12 protein-coding genes are annotated in these 20,316 nt (G+C 30.2%); 1 reads left to right on the forward strand and 11 read right to left on the reverse strand.

All coding sequences use genetic code 11. The annotated features are described in order from the left end of the window. The 11 genes from QM495_RS10305 to QM495_RS10355 form a co-directional block, all read right to left on the reverse strand. Positions 1 to 615: type I glyceraldehyde-3-phosphate dehydrogenase (locus QM495_RS10305; RefSeq protein WP_408672025.1), on the reverse strand; the 615-nt coding region annotated here is incomplete at its 3' end. Positions 616 to 651: 36 nt separating this feature from the next. Beyond that, the gene (gene pfkA, locus QM495_RS10310; protein WP_408672026.1) at positions 652 to 1,638 is read right to left on the reverse strand and encodes a 6-phosphofructokinase; all 987 of its coding nucleotides are present in this window, start codon (positions 1,636 to 1,638) and stop codon (positions 652 to 654) included. A 152-nt stretch (positions 1,639 to 1,790) separates the two neighbouring features. Beyond that, positions 1,791 to 3,149 (reverse strand): alpha-amylase family glycosyl hydrolase, encoded by a 1,359-nt coding sequence (locus QM495_RS10315; protein ID WP_408672027.1) that lies wholly within the window; start codon positions 3,147 to 3,149, stop codon positions 1,791 to 1,793. 6 nt (positions 3,150 to 3,155) lie between these two features. After that, complete coding sequence (locus QM495_RS10320; protein ID WP_408672028.1) at positions 3,156 to 5,234, reverse strand: glycoside hydrolase family 97 protein; 2,079 nt, start codon at positions 5,232 to 5,234, stop codon at positions 3,156 to 3,158. Position 5,235: 1 nt separating this feature from the next. Further along, complete coding sequence (locus QM495_RS10325) at positions 5,236 to 6,903, reverse strand: alpha-amylase family glycosyl hydrolase (protein ID WP_408672029.1); 1,668 nt, start codon at positions 6,901 to 6,903, stop codon at positions 5,236 to 5,238. Positions 6,904 to 6,907: 4 nt separating this feature from the next. Continuing rightward, positions 6,908 to 9,283, reverse strand: coding sequence for a TIM-barrel domain-containing protein (locus QM495_RS10330; protein ID WP_408672030.1), 2,376 nt, complete (start codon positions 9,281 to 9,283; stop codon positions 6,908 to 6,910). A gap of 99 nt (positions 9,284 to 9,382) precedes the next feature. After that, the gene (locus QM495_RS10335) at positions 9,383 to 11,242 is read right to left on the reverse strand and encodes a glycoside hydrolase family 13 protein (protein WP_408672031.1); all 1,860 of its coding nucleotides are present in this window, start codon (positions 11,240 to 11,242) and stop codon (positions 9,383 to 9,385) included. Positions 11,243 to 11,313: 71 nt separating this feature from the next. Next, positions 11,314 to 13,620, reverse strand: a complete 2,307-nt coding sequence (locus QM495_RS10340; protein ID WP_408672032.1) for a family 65 glycosyl hydrolase domain-containing protein — start codon at positions 13,618 to 13,620, stop codon at positions 11,314 to 11,316. A gap of 4 nt (positions 13,621 to 13,624) precedes the next feature. Next, positions 13,625 to 14,281 (reverse strand): beta-phosphoglucomutase, encoded by a 657-nt coding sequence (gene pgmB / locus QM495_RS10345; protein ID WP_408672033.1) that lies wholly within the window; start codon positions 14,279 to 14,281, stop codon positions 13,625 to 13,627. Next, a complete protein-coding gene (locus tag QM495_RS10350) occupies positions 14,274 to 15,806 on the reverse strand; it encodes an MFS transporter (RefSeq protein ID WP_408672034.1) in 1,533 nt (510 codons plus the stop codon). Before QM495_RS10350 ends, pgmB begins: the two co-directional genes overlap by 8 nt. A gap of 252 nt (positions 15,807 to 16,058) precedes the next feature. Continuing rightward, positions 16,059 to 17,084 carry a LacI family DNA-binding transcriptional regulator gene (locus tag QM495_RS10355; RefSeq protein ID WP_408672035.1) on the reverse strand — a complete coding sequence of 342 codons (1,026 nt, stop codon included), beginning with the start codon at positions 17,082 to 17,084 and terminating at the stop codon, positions 16,059 to 16,061. A gap of 309 nt (positions 17,085 to 17,393) precedes the next feature. Here QM495_RS10355 and QM495_RS10360 point away from each other — a divergent pair, with 309 nt between their 5' ends. Beyond that, complete coding sequence (locus tag QM495_RS10360) at positions 17,394 to 20,309, forward strand: SusC/RagA family TonB-linked outer membrane protein (RefSeq protein WP_408672036.1); 2,916 nt, start codon at positions 17,394 to 17,396, stop codon at positions 20,307 to 20,309. Positions 20,310 to 20,316 lie beyond the last annotated feature (7 nt).

Genomic DNA, 20,316 nt, shown 5'->3' on the forward strand with positions numbered 1-20,316 from the left:
AATGTTATTTAAAGATGCACGACCAAGTCTAAAATCTTTTTTTGAAGGACCATCAACTGTAAATTGTGTTGCTGTTGCAGCATGAACTGTTGTCATTAACCCTTCAACAATACCAAATTTATCATTTAATACTTTAGCTATTGGAGCTAAACAGTTTGTTGTACAAGATGCATTTGAAACAATTGTATCAGCAGCTGTTATATTTTTATGATTTACACCCATTACAAACATTGGTGCATCTGCAGATGGTGCAGAAATAGCAACTTTTTTAGCTCCTGCTGTAATGTGTTTCCCTGCACCTTCTAGGTTTGTAAAAATCCCTGTACAATCTAAAACAACATCAGCTCCAACAGCATCCCATTTTAAATCTTCTGGGTTACGTTCTGCAGATACTCTAATTTCGTTTCCGTTTACAACTAAGTTGCCATTTTTTACTTCAATTGTTCCATCAAATCGACCGTGAACTGAATCATATTTTAATAAATATGCTAAATGATCTACCGCTAATAAATCATTAATTCCTACTACTTCTACATTTGGTCTGCTTGCTGCTACTCTAAAAGCAATTCTTCCTATTCTACCAAATCCGTTAATTCCAATTTTAACTGTTGACATTTTTTTATTTTTATTAGTTTCTATTATTATTCTATTTTATACTGAAGTTATTTCAGCCACTTTAAGTAATTCTATATTAATATCATTGTTCATTTTTATAGCCTTATCTAACTCAACTTTCGATATTTTATTTTCTGTAATACCAATCATAACCCCTGTTGATTTATCTAACAAAGCTTCAACTGCAGCAACGCCTAACCTACTTGCAAGCACTCTATCAAAACAACTTGGAGAGCCTCCTCGTTGCATATGACCTAAAACAGATACTCTTACATCGTATTCTGAAAAATTTTCAGAAATATAATCAGCTAATTCAAAAACATTTTTCCCTATTTTATCTCCTTCGGAAACAACTACAATACTAGATGTTTTACCATTATCTCTACCTTTGTTAAGAGAATCTACAAATTTTTCTAAACCAATATTTTTTTCAGGAATTAAAATTTCTTCAGCCCCTGCACCAATCCCTGCATTTAAAGCAATAAAACCTGCATCTCTTCCCATTACTTCAATAAAAAATAATCTATTATGTGAACTTGCCGTATCACGTATTTTATCAATTACTTCAACAACGGTATTTAATGCAGTGTCATAGCCTATGGTATTATCTGTACCGTAAATATCATTATCAATAGTTCCAGGAATCCCCACAAGTGGAAAATTGTATTCTTTAATGAATTTTAATCCTCCCGTAAAAGTACCATCACCTCCAATAAGTACAAGAGCTCCAATACCTTGTGTTTTTAAGTTTTTATAAGCTTTGGCTCTTCCTTCTTTAGTTTTAAACTCTAATGACCGGGCAGATTTAAGTATTGTACCTCCTTTATTTATAATATTACTTACGTTTCTCGCCGAAATAGTTTCAAAATCTCCTTCAATCAAACCTTGATATCCTCTATAAACTCCTACACATTCTACACTGTAATAACTACAGGCTCTAACAACCGCTCTTATTGCTGCATTCATACCTGGAGCATCTCCTCCTGAGGTTAAAACGGCAATCTTATTTATGGGTTCATTCATTGGTTGAAAATATACAACAAAATTACTTTTTAATGGATTTTTTTCCTACAAATATACTCTTTATTCACTAAAACGATTTCGTAGGAAATCACTAAAAAAGGGAACTAGTTTTTATCCCTTTTCATTATTTTATTATACTAATTTTCAATATATTAATTCATTAATATTTTAAATTCCCATGGTTTAAATAATTGAGGTTTCTCATTTGAAAATGTAATTTTTTCATTCGACAGATAGTCTTTATATTCTCCTTCAATTTTTGAAGTGAATTTTATTTCATTTTTTGATAAATTTGCTATAAATGTAATTTTATCACCTTCTTTTTTTCTAGTAAAAATTAATATGTGCTCATTATCTGAAGAATTTATTTTAACATATGAAGCCGCATTTTTACCACCATTTAATGCCTTATTATTGTGTTTTAGCTGACCTAATTTTTCTAATATTGGCCAAACAACACCTTTTGTCTTTTTAATAGTATCCTTTTCAAAAAATAATAATCGTTTATTCATATCATATTCTTGACCACTATAAATTAAAGGCATACCTGGCGCACAATATGATAATGCTAGCATAACTTCAGAAGCATCTCCCATACGTTCTTTTACACTTCCATTCCAAGAGTTTTCATCATGATTCGTTACAAAATTCATTAAAATATCATCCTTTTTGTAAAGCGTATCTATTTGATTCATTCTAGCATCCCAATTTTTAACGGTTTCATCTCCTGTTACTATTTTATTCATTATGTGATGTGTATCCCAACCATAACTCATATCAAAAGCATTTTTCATTAACTCAGGCTCCCAAGCTTCGGCTAACATAAAAATAGGTTTCACCTTTTTTAATTCAGTAACTGTATGTTCCCAAAAATCTACTGGAACCATTCCTGCCACATCACATCTAAATCCATCAATATCAACTTCTTTGAGCCAGTATTTCATGTCTTCTAACATTTCAGCACGCATTTCTTTATTGTCATAATTTAAATCAGCAACATCAGTCCAATCAGTTCCAACCGTATGCGTAATCTCTCCTTTTTCATTTTTGGTATAATATTCTGGATGTTCTTTTAACCAAACATGATCCCATCCCGTATGGTTTGCTACCCAATCTAATATTACATACATTCCATTTTCATGAGCTGTATGAATTAAGTTTTTTACATCTTCTAAATTTCCAAATTCCGGATTGACTTTTGTATAATCTGAAATTGCGTAATAACTTCCTAAACTCCCTTTACTTTTTGTTGTAGAAATTGGATAAATTGGCATTAACCAAATAATTTTAACACTTAATTCCTTTAATTGTGGAATATCTTTGGTAAACTCATTCAATGTTCCTTCTTCAGAATATTGACGAATATTAGCTTCATAAATAATCGCATTTTCTAAGGCTTCATTTGAAATTGGCGATAAAATTTCCTTTTTGACACTCATTTCTTCCTTTTTGATTTCTGTTTTACAAGCAACAGTGACAATTAAAATTGCTATTATTATACTATTTTTCATTATTAATTATTTTTTCGGTTTTAAACTTATGGCAAATCCTCCTCCTGGAGCTAATTTTATATTTATTTTTGATTGACTTGAAATTTCTATTTTTCTAATATTAATTGCTGTCGGATTTTTATCCCAATGCGCATCTTTTCCGTCTTCATAAATCGTAGCATTGTAAACTATATTTTTAGATAAGAAATCAAAATTAATATTCATTCTTCTAGAATTTTCATCTGTAATTCCACCTACAAACCAATTTTCTGAATTTCTTTCTTTTCTTGCAATTGTAACAAAATCTCCTACTTCACCATTTAAAACGTTAGTTTGCTGCCAATCTACTCCAACATCTCTAATAAACTGTAAAGCAGAATTTCCTTCATAGTTTTCAATTAAATCAGCAGCCATTTGAACTGGACTGTAAATCACCACATACAATGCCAATTGTTGTGCAATGGTTGTATTTACTTGATTATCCTTTTTCCATGAATCAAATTTAATATCAAAAATACCTGGAGTATAATCTATTGGTCCAGCTAACATTCTTGTAAAAGCTACAATTGTTAAATGCTCAGGTGGATTTCCCCCATCTGATGACCATGCATTAAACTCTTGTCCACGTAAGCCTTCTCTTGAGATTGTATTTGGATAAGTTCTTCTTAAACCTGTCGCTTTAATTGGCTCGTGTGCATTAATAGCTATTTGGTATTTAGCTGCTTTTTTAACAGCATTGTTATACTGATTTACCATATATTGCCCATGATGATATTCACCTTTAGGTAATATTTTACCAACATAACCCGTTTTAACGACATGAATACCTAGACTTTTCATTAAAGCATAAGCCGTATCTTGTTGTTTTTCATAAGTTTCAGTAGCTGCAGAAGTTTCATGATGCATAATAATTTCAACACCTTTTTCTTTACCATATCGTACCACTTCTTGTAAATCATAATCTGAATAAGGAGTTACAAAATCAAAAACACCCTCTCTATCTTCAAAACCAATCCAATGCTCCCAACCGGTATTCCAACCTTCAACTAACACAGCACCAATATTATTTTTTGCTGAAAAATCTATAAATGCTTTTGCATTTTTAGTAGTTGCTCCATGTTTACCAGAAGCCATATCCCAATACGATTTCCCTAAATGCATTTCCCACCAAATACCTGTGTATTTTGTAGGTCTAAACCAAGAAATATCTTCCAATTTGTTTGGCTCATTAAGATTAACTATTAAATTAGATGCTATTAAATCGCTTGCTTTTTCAACAATTTGAATGGTTCTCCAAGGAGTATGAAAAGGTATTGTTCTTTTAACTTTATAATCTAAATTATTCGAACCAACTAAATTACTTGTCATTGTAAAATTAACAGTATCAACTTTTAAAGTCATTCCTGAATAATTAACCAAACTTGCTTCATGAAAACTCAAATATAATCCACTTTTGGTTTTCATAGTAACTGGAGTATTTACTGCATTTTCTGGTATTGAAGTTTGAGCTAAGTCATGACGATTTGCTTTAGACTTTGCATCAATCTTAGAAAACAGTGTTGTATTATACAAATGCTCATAAATATCCCAATCTCCAGGAATCCACCAAACTTTATGATCATCGGTTAAATTAAAAGTTGTTTTTTCTTCAGTAATAAAAACTTCTGAAATATTTTTTTGTTGAGGAAACTCATATCTAAACCCTATTCCGTCATTATAAACTCTAAAAGTTAGGTTTAATTTTCGCTTTAATTCTGAAGTTTCTTGTAACTTAATTTTAAGTTGATTATAGTTATTTTTGACTTTAGTTTGTTCTCCCCAAGGCATTTCCCAAACTTCATTAAAACTACTTTTTTTAGTATTAATTAGCTTAAAATCTCTTTTTAAAGAAGGTGCACCTTTTAAATTGAATCCTAATGTTGATGTCTTAATTACTTCATTATTTTTAAAACTTACCGTATAAGTAGCTTCTCCTTTCTCAGTTACATTAAAAACTACTTCAATAGCTTTATTTGGTGAAGCAATTTTTGTCCCTAATTTATTTCCCTTTGAACATGAAAACAGAAAAATACTAATTACGAATATGGTTATTTTTAAAGTTTTCATCCTATTTCTTTAATTCTAATAAAACAATACTAAACACTGTATCTAATTTTACTATTCCATTTTTAACTAGAACTTCAGTTCCAGAATAGGCATCAATTAAAACAGCTCCATTTTTAAAAATAGAACTTACATTTAATTCTTTTTCACCTTCATTTAAATCTAAACCAATAACAACGGCATCTGTATAATTTTTTGAAGTATAAATTCTCTGAAAAATATAAGGTTGCAGACTAATCATTTTATGTATTCCAGCTCCAATTGCAGGGTGATTATTACGGAAATTTCCTAGCTTTTGCCAATGTGATAAAATTAATTTTGTTTTCTCATTTATAGCAATTTCGTCCCAATTCATGGTTGAACGTAAGTTTGCATCTCCACTTGCACCTTCTATAATTAAAGGCCTAGCAGATTCATCGCCATAATATACTTGAGAAGTTCCAGGACACAATAATAATTTAGTTGCAGACTCAAATGGTTTTATTCTATCCTTATCAAAAGGAGCGCCATCATCATGTGAACTCACATAATTTAAAACGCCAAATCCTTTTAATTTACTATTTAAAATTGAGGAATATTTTGAAAATAATTCTTCGTAGCTGTTTTGTGCTGCATTCCATTTAAACTCAAAGTTTATTAAACTATTAAAACCATTCTTAAAATAGTTTACTTTTTTATCTCCAAAGTCAAAAAATTGCCCATCACTAATTCCATAATTATATACTTCTCCCACCAAATAAAAATTATTTGTGTCTAACACTTTATTTGGGTTATTCTCTTTCCATTGTTGAAATGCATACTCACATTCAGTTTTAAATTCATCCCAAACAAATTCTTCCGTGTGTTTTACAGTGTCAGCTCTATAACCATCAATACCGAATTCTTTGATATAATCTGTGAGCCATTTTATAATATAAAAACGTGGTGCTCTTGGATAACCAGTTCTAGCAAAAAAAACCTCCAATTCTTTCATTTCTTGCTCATATCTTCCTTCTAATTTCCATTGTTCTGTTAATTGAGATGGAATTTCAACATTTTCGTCACTTTCCGTTTTAACATCTGGTAAATTTTTAACAAGCGTACAAGTAACCGTTGATTTATAATTTTGATAATCACATTGAGGCTCTGTTCTCACCCAATCATTTGGCCAAACATGATCTTTTTTTGTAACAGGTCCCGTATGATTTATAACACCATCTAATAAAATTCTAATTCCATTTTTATGCGCAATTTCAACCAGCTTTTTTAAATCTTCTTTTGTTCCAAAACTTGGATCTAAAGCAGTCCAATCTTTAGTCCAATACCCATGATATCCAAACGTTGCACCTGTTCCTTCATCAACAGCTCCATGAATTTGTTCTACAATTGGTGTAAACCAAATGGCATTAATACCTAGTTTTGTGAAATAACCCTCTTCAATTTTTTTTGTAATCCCTTTAATATCACCACCTTCAAAACCACGAAGTTTTTCGGTTTTTTTAGTTCTATTAAAATTTACATCATTTAAAGTGTCTGCATTGTAAAATCTATCTGTCAATAAAAAATAGATGGTTGCATTTTCCCAAATAAAAGGTTTTTCAATATTGGTAGTTAATACTAATCCGTCGTCATTTTTCTCAGAATTACAAGCAGCAACAACTACAAAAAGGAGTATTAATAAGTATTTTTTCATTTTTTTATAATCTAATTTTTATTGACTTTTCTGAAGGATTATTTATTGAAACTAGAATTTTTAGTATTTTATTGTTGTCATTCCAGTCAAATGTATATCCTTTTATTTTTTTTGGTTTTCTTGAAATATTATGAATGATTAAATTTATTTTTCTTGAAGAAAATTGATAATTCCCTCCCAATTCATGCTCAATTTCAATATGCAATCTATTATTTTTATATTCGCTTTCAAATTCTATAATTTCATACAATCCTTTTTCATAAGCATTTTTCGTTTCTCCATCATCATTATACAATTTATCTTCACTTTCACTAACTGTTTCATCAAAATAAAAATGTAAATCGAAGATTTTTAAATTATAATTTGTTGTATTTTGAATTGTTTGAATTCTAGGAATAAATGAACCTCCTTTTACATAGGTAGGAATACTTTCTTCTTTAAGCTGTATAATTTTTGTTTGTCCTCCTTTAACTTTCTCATCTGTATAAAAATCAAACCAATTTGACGTTGAAGGAAAATAAACTTCTTGTTCTTTTAAACCTGATTTCACCACTGGACTGACTAAAAAATTACTTCCCCATAAATAGGTTTTATCGTTTAAAAATAAGTTATTATTTCCTTTTTCTTCAAAAAACAATGGGCGCATTAAAGGCGTTCCTTTCTGATTGTTTTCAAAAACCAACGTATAATTATACGGTAATAATTGATACCTTAATGCTATTGATTTTTTTGCTAAATCCTTTGTTTTGGTTTCTCTAAAGACTGGTTCAGAAGGCACTTCTTCTTGCGCGTGAGGGCGATATATTGGTTGAAAAACACCATATTGTAACCAACGTGTATATAACTCGTCATCTAAATTAGCACCAGCAAAACCACCTAAATCCGAGTGCATATATCCTAAACCTTGCATTCCCATTTGTAAAGCAATTTCTGGCTGAGATTGCAATCCCCCCCAACTTCTGTTCACATCGCCAGACCATGGAATTAGCCCATAATGCTGTGAACCTGAATATCCTGCACGCATTAAAATAAATGGGCGTTGGTTGGGATAATTTTTTTTGTATCCTTCAAAAATGAGTTTTGCCCAATTATGCCCATAAATATTATGAACTTCATCAGCAGTTCCAGTTGCGTGTAATAAATCTGACGGATGCACTTCTGGCTCTCCTAAATCTCCCCACCAGCCTTCAACACCATAATTTGCATATTTTTGGTAAATATCCCAAAACCATTTTTTACCTTCTGGCTTAAAAATATCTATAATTCCAGTATTTCCAAAGTAAAAATCGTAGGTATAAGGTTCTCCTTTATCAGTAAGTCCTAAAATATTTTTTTCAACAGCTTCACCCCATTTCTTAGAAGTAGTTAGCACAAAAGGCTCTGTAATTAAAATGGTTTTAATCCCTTTTGCTTTTAAATCAGCTATCATTTTTTTTGGATTAGGAAACGAATCTTTTAAAAATTCAAAATTTCCCATCGTACCTTTAATCTCTTTTCCAAACCAATACAAATCTAAAATGATGGCATCAACAGGAATTTCTTCTTCAATAAATTTATCAATTGTACGCATTGTTTCTTCCTGAGAATGGTACCCAAACCTACTTGAAAAATTCCCCAATGCCCAACGCGGAATCATAGGTTGTTTCCCCGTTAAATTAGTATATTGATCTATTAAATCAATCCAATTATCACCTGCAACAACTTGATATGTTTTTCTACCAGAAATTGTTTCGTACTGTAACGAGTTATCCTTTTTACTATCTAAATCTAAATAACCTATAGGCGCATTATCAAAATGAATGGCGTATAAATTAGATGAATACACCAGCGGAATAGTATAATTCATTAATTCCGAATGGGTTTCGTAACCATAATGTGCTTTATTATACAATTGCAAACGGTTGCCTCTTCTATTCATTCCTAAGGCTCTTGCGCCTCCGCCAAATAAAATTTCTTCAGCCGTTAAATTAAAATCTAAAATTTCATTTTTTTTATTTTTAACATATCCTTTTCTTTCCGAGATAAGTGGTTTATTTTTATATGAATAAGAAATTTGAAAAGGTTGTTTTTTTATTTCAAGTGAAATACCTGAAGTCTTCAAATGAATTGAATTTTCACTTTTTTGAATTATAAATTTAACCGTAGAAGGGTTTAAAACTACCGCATGAGAATTTGGATTAAAGACTTCACCATTTGGAATAAATGATGTTTCAATTATTTTATTTGAATACGGCTTAATTAGATAAATTCCATCATTTGTTTTAATCTTAACAATTGCACCATTTTCTTCAAAATTGATAAACTTACGATTAGAATTTTGTGCATTCACAAAAAAGCCAGCAAAGAAAAGTAATAGTATGTTTATTTTTAAAAAATTCATTTATTATTTTTTTAGTAAAAATTCAATAGGTATTTGGAATCGCTGATTCCAAAAATTTTCAGAATGATTATGACCTTCAAAATTTAAAGCTTTCATGAATTATAATTTTGTAGTTAGCATAATTATTCCTCTTGATTTTAATTCTAAAGACTTATCCCAATTAAATTCTTTATTGGTAATTATATTTTTTACCCTTTTACCTTGTAAGCCAATTTCTTCAAAACGAGTTAAATCTAAATTAATTGACTCTTCATTTTTATTCAAAATTACAGCTACTATCTCATCACCTAAAATTCTAAATAACACATAAACTTTTGTTTCTGGAGCAAAATGAACTGTTCTTCCACTATGAATTGCATTACTATTTTTTCTGTAATTCAATACTTTTTTCAGAAAAGATTGCATTTCTTTTTGATCTTCACTTAAACCTTCTCCAGTAAATGCATTCACTTTATCATTGTCCCAACCTCCTGGAAAATCAGACCTAATTAAACCGTGATCACCAGGTTTTGCTGTGTCGTTCATCAATATTTCTGTTCCATAATAAATCTGCACAATTCTTGGTAAAGCTAATAAATAACCTATAGCCATTTTTGTTTTTACTTTATCTTCACCTAACTGGGTATAAATACGACTCATATCATGATTGTCTGGAAAAATCATAATATCATTTGGATTTGCATACGAAAAATCATTTGCCAAACCTTCATACATTTTTACAAACCCTTTTTCCCAACTTTCGTTTTCATTCAAAGCATCTACTACTGCACGCTGCATAGGAAAATCCATTGTTGAAGTTAAATTAGATTGATACCCATCTTTATTTTTGGAGTCTTTTTGCCAATAACCAACCAATAACGGATTTAAACTCCATTCCTCCCCAACAATACTAAAATTGGGGTACTCAGCCATAATTGCTCCTGCCCATTTACTCATAAAATATTTGTCTGAATAGGGATATGTATCTTGGCGAATTCCTGCCAAGCCTAAAATTTCAGCCCACCAAATACTATTTTGAATTAAATAATTTGCAACCAACGGATTTTTTTGATTTAAATCTGGCATTGCAGAAACAAACCAACCTTCTTTCATTAGTTTTGAATCGCTTTTTGAAGCATACATATCTTGATTTGTAGTTCTTCTATGGTTTGTAATTACTAACTTACCTTCTAAATATTCTTTTTGATAATTAATCCAATTCTTTGAAGGCAAATCATGCATCCACCAATGTCCCAAACCAATATGATTTGCAACTTGATCCATCACAAATTTCAATCCTTTTTCTTTAGATTTTGTAGCTAACTCAATGTACTCATCCATAGTTCCAAATCTTGGATCTGGATGATACAAATCTGTAATTGCATAACCGTGATACGAACTTTGTTCCATATCATTTGTTAAAACAGGTGTTGGCCAAATAGCAGTAAACCCCATCTCATCAATATAATTAAGGTGATTTATAATTCCTTTTATATCACCTCCATGACGGGCATAACCGTTTTTTCTATCAATTTTTGCTTCTTTTAACCCTTTAACAATATCATTTGAAGAATTTGCATTTGCAAAACGATCGGGCGTTATTAAGTAAATAACATCAGAACTATTAAAACCTTCACGTAGCTTAGAGTCTTTTTTTCGAGTTTTTAACTCATAATCAATACTAAAATTATTTCGTTTTCCTTTTTTTGAAAATTTAATTTTAAACATTCCAGAAACTGCATCTGTCAAATCTATATTTAAAAATAAATAATTTGTGTTTTCCGTTCTTTTAACTTCAATTAATTTAATTGTATTAGCGTCAATTGATGGTTTGTATTGAGAAATATTTTCACCATAAATCATAATTTCCAATTGATGATTGTTCATTCCTACCCACCAAAAAGGAGGTTCTATTTTTGTTATTTGAGAAAATATTGAAGTTGTAAAAAATAAAACGACTATAAATATTAGTTTTTTCATTTGAAAAAGTTATTTAATAAATTATTGCTTTATAAATACTACAATTACTATTTATAAAGCAATATTCTAAATTATACAGTTACTAAGCTATTAGGAGAAACTGTTATTATTTTATTTTCTACTTTAATTTTTAAATCTTTAGACCCATCAAGTTCAAATATAGTTTCAGAGCTATTTACTTTAACTTTAAGCGTTTGATTTCTAAAATTTATAGTGAAAGCATACGAATTCCATTCCTTTGGAATTTGAGGCTTAAATGATAAATTTCCTTTTTCACACACACGCATTCCTCCAAAACCTTGTACAATTGACATCCAAGTTCCTGCCATACTTGTGATATGACAACCTTCATCTACTTCATGATTATAATCATCTAAATCTAAACGAGAAGTACGTACATATTGTTCATACGCTTTTGGCATTCTATCAATTGATGCTGCTAAAATTGAATGTACACAAGGAGATAATGATGATTCATGTACTGTAATTGGCTCATAAAAATCGAAATGACGCTCTAATTCATCTTTACTAAATTTATCTTCAAATAGATACATTCCTTGTAAAACATCAGCTTGTTTTATATAGCAAGAACGCAAAATACGATCCCAAGACCATTTTTGGTTAATTGGTCGTTCAGAATTTGGCAGTTTGCTTACTGGAATAAGTTCTTTATCTAAAAAACCATCTTGTTGTAAATACACATTGTGTTTTTTACTAAATGGAAAATACATATTATCTGCAACTTTTAACCAATTAAAAGTTTCTTCACCTGTTAAATTTGTTTTTTCTATAATTCTATTAAAATCTTTAGGGAACTCCTGTTTTACTTTATTTAAACAATTTACTGCATACTCAATACACCATTTTGCTAAATAATTTGTATAAAAATTATTATTAATATTGTTTTCATATTCATTTGGGCCCGTAACCCCAAGAATAACATACTTATTTTTATCAGCTGAAAAATTTGCTCTTTGATGCCAAAAACGTGCAATAGCAATAATAACTTCTAATCCAAATTTTGGAATATATTCAAAATCTTGTGTGTAATTTACATAGTTATAAATTCCATAAACCATGGCACCATTTCTATGAATTTCTTCAAAAGTAATTTCCCATTCGTTATGGCATTCTTCACCATTCATTGTAACCATTGGATACAATGCCGCTCCATTTTTAAATCCTAATTTCTCAGCATTTTCAATTGCTTTATCTAACTGATTGTAACGGTATAGTAATAAGTTTTTTGCCACATTTGATTTTTTTGTACCCATATAAAAAGGAATACAATAAGCCTCTGTATCCCAATAAGTACTTCCACCGTATTTTTCACCGGTAAAACCTTTTGGCCCAATATTTAAACGTGCATCAGTACCCAAATAGGTTTGGTTTAATTGAAAAATATTGAATCTAATACCCTGCTGTGCTTTAATATCACCTTCTATAATAATATCTGAAGAATGCCAAATTTTATCCCACGATTTTTTTTGTAAATTCAATAATTCTTGAAACCCTAAATTACTTGAGTCATGAACATTATTTAATGCAGCTTCAATTAGTTCATTTTTATTATAATTTAGTGAACTAACATAGCTACCATATTTTAAAATTGTAGCTGTATCTCCTTCTAAAACTTTTATTTTATAGGTATAAGTAAGTGATTTTTCTTCCTTTTTAGTTTTTTGATCAACATCAATATCTTTATTATTTAAAAGAAATGAAACCTTCATTGCAGTACCTACATGAAACTCGGTTTTAAGTGTTTTAGAATAAATACATCCTTTATTTTTACCTTCAACAACTTTTAGAGTTTCCCAAAAATACTCATCATAATTAGAATCTTCATTAATAATACCGGTATCTAAATAAGGTGAAAAAGTAATTTCTCCTGAAAAATTTAATGCTTTAATACTGTATTCTATAGCTCCAACTTCATTTAACTCAATACTGATAAGTCTTTTAGTTTTTACTTCAATTTCTTCACCAGTTTTAAGTGTTGCAATAAAAGAACGACTTAACCATCCTTCTTTCATATTTAACTCTTTTCTAAAATTAGCTACTTTACACGTATTTAAATCTAAATTTGTTGAATTAATTTGTATGTGAATTCCAATCCAATTTGGCGCATTTAACACCTTTGCAAAATATTCTGGATATCCATTTTTCCACCAACCAACTCTTGTTTTATCTGGATAATATATACCTCCAATATAACTTCCTTGCAGAGTTTCTCCACTATAATCCTCTTCAAAATTGGCTCTTTGCCCCATTGCTCCATTTCCTATACTAAAAAGGCTTTCTGATGCCATAACATTTTTAGCATCAAAAACTTCTTCAATGATAGACCATTCATTTGGAACTATATAATTCTTATTCATTTTCTTAATTAATTAGATTTCTTAAAAAATCTGAAGTGATTTCAGTCATATCTTTAAAGTTATAATCTGCTTCACTTAGTACATTTGCATCTCCAATTCCAATACTTACCATATTGGCTGTGTTTGCAGCCTGAACTCCGGCTATCGCATCTTCAACAACAACACAGTTTTCTGGCTTCATGTTTAATTTTTCAGCTCCTTTTAAAAATACTTCCGGATTTGGTTTGGCTTTAGACACATCATTACCATCAACAATTGCTACAAACCTATTATTTAATTCTACTTTTTCTAGAATTAATGGTGCATTTTTACTTGCTGAACCTAATACATATTTTATGTTATTATAATCTAAAAAGTTTAATAGTTGGTTTACTCCCGGAAGTATTTCATCAGGTGTCATAGTATTGACATATTCTAAATATTCTCTATTCTTTTCAACTAATAGTGTTTGTTTTTTTTCTTCAGATAGTTCTACTTTTCCAATGTTTAACAAAATTTCGAGCGATTTTATTCTACTCACCCCTTTTAACTGTTCATTTTGTTCTACCGTAAAATCGAATCCTAAAGAGTTTGCTAAATTTCGCCAAGCTAAATAATGATACTTTGCAGTATCTACAATTACACCATCTAAATCAAATATAAAGGCTAAATTTTTATTCATCGGTTTCAATTTTTAAATTATCATCAACTGTTAGGGAAATCACCCCTGCTATAATCATTGAAATACCTCCAATTAATAATGCATAAATAGGCTGATTATCAAAAAATGTAGAAACTAAAAATCCTAAAATAGAAGCAGCTACAAGTTGAGGAATTACAATAAAAAAGTTGAATACACCCATAAAATAGCCCATTTTGGAAGCTGGTAAAGCACTCGATAGCATAGAATAAGGGATTGACAAAATACTAGCCCAAGCAATACCAACACCAATCATAGGTAACCATTCTAACATTAAAGTTGAAGGCGTATTGATGAAATAGATTGACATTAGTCCAAAACCACCTACTACAAGAGCAAGAAAATGGGTAAATTTTCGGCTCGTTTTTCTTGCAAGTACAGGTAATAAAAAGGCAACCAAAGCAGCAATAATATTATAATTAGCAAACATTTCCCCAACCTGATTTGCACCTGTATTAAATGCTTCTGACGTTGGGTCAGTTGTTTTATAAATATGTTCCGTTACAGCTCCAGTAGTATAAATCCACATAGAAAATAATGCAAACCAAGAAAAGAATTGAACAATAGCCAATTGTTTCATAAGCTTTGGCATTGTTTGAAAATCGTTCATAATGTTAACAAATACATTATTTACACGGTTCATTTTCTGCATAATTCCTGAAATTACTAATGCTATACCACCTAAACTTAATAGCCCTAATGTTAAAACAAATAAATCTTTTTTCAAACCATACTCATAAACCAAAAAGGAAGAAACAAAACCAATCAATAAAACAATAACACCTATTTTTAAATGAGATTTTCCATTGATAAAGTACCAATTTGGATCTTTCTTTACAGTTTCAAAAGATTCACTTTTGTTCTTTTCAAATTCAATTAATTCTTCTGGTGAATATTCTTTAGAACGAATTACCGTCCATAAAACTGCCAATAAAAAAACTGCTCCACCAATGTAAAATGAATATTTAACAGAATCTGGAATAACACCTTCAGGAGCCATATTTGAAACGCCTAAATAAGTTAGTGTTAAAGGTAATTTGGAAGCTACATAAGCTCCAATACCAATAAAAAAACTTTGCATTGCAAAACCTTTTGTTCTTTGGTCTTCAGGTAAATTATCTCCTACAAAAGCTCTAAAAGGTTCCATTGAAACGTTGATAGATGCATCCATAATCCATAACATTCCCGCAGCAAACCATAAGACGGGTGAATTTGGCATAATAAATAAAGCTGAAGATGCTAAAATTGCTCCAACAAGGAAATATGGTCTTCGACGTCCAAACTTAGGATGCCAAGTTCTATCACTAAAGTAACCAATGATGGGTTGTATAATTAATCCTGTTAGAGGCGCTGCTACCCATAAAATAGGTATATCATCAATTTTTGCTCCAAGAGTTTGAAAAATTCTACTCACATTAGCATTTTGTAATGCAAAACCCATTTGTATTCCTAAGAATCCGAAACTCATGTTCCAAATATCCCAGAAACCTAGTTTCCGTTTTTCCATAAATATTACTATTAAAATGACACAATGCAAAGCTTTACTGCTTTGATTGTTTTTGTGTGAAGTGTGAAAAATAGTACTGTAAAATTACTTTTACAAGACAAATATATAAATTTATTTTATAGTTTTTTCATTTTTGAAGACTCAATTTAAGCTAAAAAAATAAAAATCTAGTACTATAACCTTTGAGTTGTGCAAAAAAAATAGAAAAATTAATTCTCAAATTTAAAATTTGATTCAAACAATTTAAAAAACTTAATTAACTGACAGTGTGGATTTTCTAATTTTAAGATTTGGAGAAATCACTTCTTTTTGAAATTCATTTGGCGCTGTACTTTCAATTCTATTTATTAATAATTCAGCTGCATTTCTACCCATTAAATCTCCATGTTGTTCTACAGATGTTAGTCTAGGTGAAGTAAATTCAGAAATTAATCCACTTGTAAAACCAATTATTGCAACATCATTAGGAATAATTAGACCTTTTGCTTTTGCTGTTTTTAAAGTAATTGCTGCATAAATTTCATTGACGGCTAAAATTGCATCAGGTGGGTTTGGAACATTGATAATTTTACCTATTTGTTCATACAAATCTTTATTGTCATCAATTTTATAAATCAAACTCTCATCAATAGCAATACCACTACTTACTAATGCTTTTAAATATCCTTCTTTCCTTAATGAACCTACGGTAATATAATCTTGGGTTGTTATTAACGCAATTCGTTTTGCACCTATTTCAATTAGGTGGTTTGTAGCTTTATATGCTCCTCCAACATCATCAATAATAATTTTATCGCATTCAATTTCATCAATAATCCTATCAAACAATACTAATGGGAAATCATCTTTTACAAGTGCATCAAAGTGCTTATATATTTGATTTTCTTGTGTTTCTCTAGCAACAGACACTATTAAACCATCTACACTGCCATTAGTAAGAACACCAAAATTGGAAACTTCTTTTTCATACGATTCATTAGACAAACAAACAATTACACTATATCCTTTTTCATTTGCATACTGTTCAATTCCATTAATTACTGTTGAAAAAAAATGATGAACAATTTCAGGTATAATAACCCCAATTACTGAAGTTTTTTGATTTCTTAATTGTAACGCTAAACTATTAGGTTTATAATTATAATAATCTGCAAATGCCTTTATTTTCCCTCTAGTTTCTTCGCTAATTTCATGGCTATCTTTTAACGCTTTTGAAACCGTTGAAATTGATACTCCAAACTCTTTCGCTATTTTTTTTAAGGTAATTCTTGGCTTCATTTTATGACTGTTAAAAACACTTCAATACAAATATAAAATATTAAGTGTAATAATGTAATAATAGCAGCTATAAATTAAAGAATTCCAAATAAAAACCTCTTTATTGAAAAATAATTAAAAAATTCTCAAAAAAAGTTAGCTTACTCTAACGTTAGAGTAAAAAAGTTATAAACACGAAAACGTTTTCGTTTTAAAGAAAATGACTCATATCATTGTTAACTTAGTGTTAACATCTTAACTTCACAAAGTGAAATGTAATAAAATAGTACAAAATTTTTAAAAACTTAATTATTAATTAACTTAAAATAGATGAAAAATTTCAAACTTTTTCTATTAACAGTTATCGTATTTTTACCGCTAAGTTTGTTCGCGCAACAAACAATAACTGGTAAGGTAACTGAAAAAGCTACTGGTAGTGAATTACCAGGAGTTGGTATTATTATAAAAGGAACTACAACAGGTGCCGCAACTGATTTCGATGGGAATTATATCCTAGAAAACGTAAATCAAGGTGATGTATTAGTATTTTCCTATATTGGGTTTACTACCCTGGAAATAACTGTAGGTGCTAGTGCTACTATTAATGTAGCAATGGATCAAGATACAGAAACGTTAGATGAGATTGTACTAATTGGTTATGGTACAACTACAATTAAAGATGCTACAGGTGCTGTAGCTGCTATATCTGAAAAAGATTTTAATGAAGGAAACATTGTTTCTCCTGCCAACCTTATTCAAGGACGTGTTGCTGGTGTTTCAATTGTTTCTGATGGATCACCTGGTGGTGGATCTGCGATACGGATTCGTGGTGGATCTTCTTTAGGGGCATCTAATGATCCTTTAATAGTTATTGATGGAATGCCAATCTCAAACTCAAATGCTGGGGGTTCTAGAGGTATTTTAGCTTCAATCAACCCAAATGATATTGAGTCTTTTTCTATACTAAAAGACGCTTCTTCAACTGCAATTTATGGTTCTAGAGCCTCAAATGGTGTAATAATCATTTCAACTAAAAAAGGAAAAGCTACTTTTAGAGCTGAGTATAATGTAAAAGCGGGTCTTAGCACATTAGTAAACAAACTTGATGTTTTTACAGCCGATGAATACAGAGCATTAATTGCTGAACAAAGACCAGACGATGTATCATTGTTAGGAAATGCAACTACAGATTGGCAAGATGAAATTTACCAAGAAAAGGTAAGTATAGATCATTCATTATCATTAAGTGGACAACTTTTTAATAATATGCCTACTCGTTTATCTTTTGGTTATACTGATCAACCTGGTTTAAGAAAAACTTCTAGTTTTGAAAGAATTTCTTCAAAATTATCTTTAAGCCCTACATTTTTTGACGATCATTTAAAAGTGAATGTTAACGTAAGCTTAAATAATGAAGCCAACCGTTTTGCTGATGGAGTTGAAGGATCTGCTATATATATGGATCCAACACAACCTGTTTACGATGCAAATTCACCTTTTGGTGGTTTCTTTGAATACCATACTAATGGAGAACCTAATAATGCAAACAGAAATCCATTAGCTAGTTTACTACAAAGGCAAAATATTAGTAAAGCAAAACGTTTTTATGGAAATGTGAAGTTAGATTATAAACTACACTTTTTACCAGATTTACACGCCGTTTTAAATATTGGTTATGATAAAACAGTTGGTGAAGGATTTAATGAACTTTCAACTGAAAGTATCAACGGATTTAGACTTGCTGTTGGTGATCCTTTCTTAGGATCAAGATCAGAATACACAAGTAAAAGAACCAATTCATTATTAGATGGTTACTTTGTATATAATAAGGAATTGGAAAATGTAAATATTGAAGTTACTGCAGGTTATTCTTATCAAAAATTTGAAGGAGAAGATTTCAGTACTGGTAATTTAATGGATCCTGATAGAGAATCAGATGTTTACACACAACCTGATGTAGTATTAATAGGTTTCTTTGGAAGAACAAATCTTTCTTTTATGGATAAATACTTACTTACTTTATCATACAGAAGAGATGGAACTTCAAGATTTAGCAAAGACAACCGTTGGGGAAACTTCCCTGCTGCTGCTTTAGCTTGGAAAATTAGCGAAGAAGACTTCTTAAAAGATTCAAATGCTATTTCTAATCTTAAACTAAGGTTAGGTTGGGGTATTGCTGGTCAGCAAGATATTGATGCAGCTTATGCATTCCTTGGTAGAACAGTTTTAAGTTCTAATATATCTCAATATATCTTTGGGAATACACCAATTTTAACAGGAATTCCTCAAACAAGATTAGAAGATCTAAAATGGGAAGAAACAACTACTTATAATGTTGGTTTAGATTATGGTCTTTTCAATAATAAAATATCAGGTTCTGTAGAAGTTTATTTAAAAGAATCTAAAGACCTTTTAGCAAACGTTGCAATTTCAGATGGTTCTAACTTTAGTAATTCAGGTTTCCAAAATATTGGTGAGTTCACCTCTAAAGGTATTGAATTTTCTATTGGTACTGACATTGTTAATACTGATGACTTAACAATAGATGCAAATTTCAATATGTCATTTAACCAAACTGAAATTGATAAATTAGCTTTAGAGCAAGATATTAGAGTTGGTGGTATTGGTGGAGGAACAGGAGGAACTGTTCAATTGCACAGCCAAGGGTTTGCACCATTTTCCTATTATGTTTATAAGCAATTATATGATGTAAGCGGTGCACCAATTGAAGGTGCTTATGCAGATTTAAATCAAGATGGAATTATTAATGACACTGATCGTTATATTTATAAAAAACCTGACGCAGATATATTAATGGGATTCCAATCCAATATAAATTATAAAGCATTTGATTTATCTTTTAACTTAAGAGCTAGCATTGGAAATTATATGTATAACAACGTAAATTCTTCAAGAGCACAATATGATAACTTACAAGATGTAACCGCATTAGGAAATTTACCTATTTCTGTATTAGAAACCGGATTCAATTCTACACCTAATGTTATTATTTCTGATTATTATATTGAGAATGCCTCCTTCTTAAAAATGGACAATGTTACATTGGGGTACACTTTTAACGGTAATAACAATGAATCATCAAGCATTCGTTTGTGGACTGGTGTACAAAATGTATTTACTATAACAAATTATAGCGGCTTAGATCCTGAAGTTTTTGGAGGAATTGATAACACAATTTATCCAAGACCAAGAACTTTTTTATTAGGTGCTAATTTTAAATTTTAAACGAAAC

Origin of the sequence: Lutibacter sp. (genome assembly GCF_046055765.1) — a bacterium.
Taxonomy (GTDB): Bacteria; Bacteroidota; Bacteroidia; order Flavobacteriales; family Flavobacteriaceae; genus Lutibacter.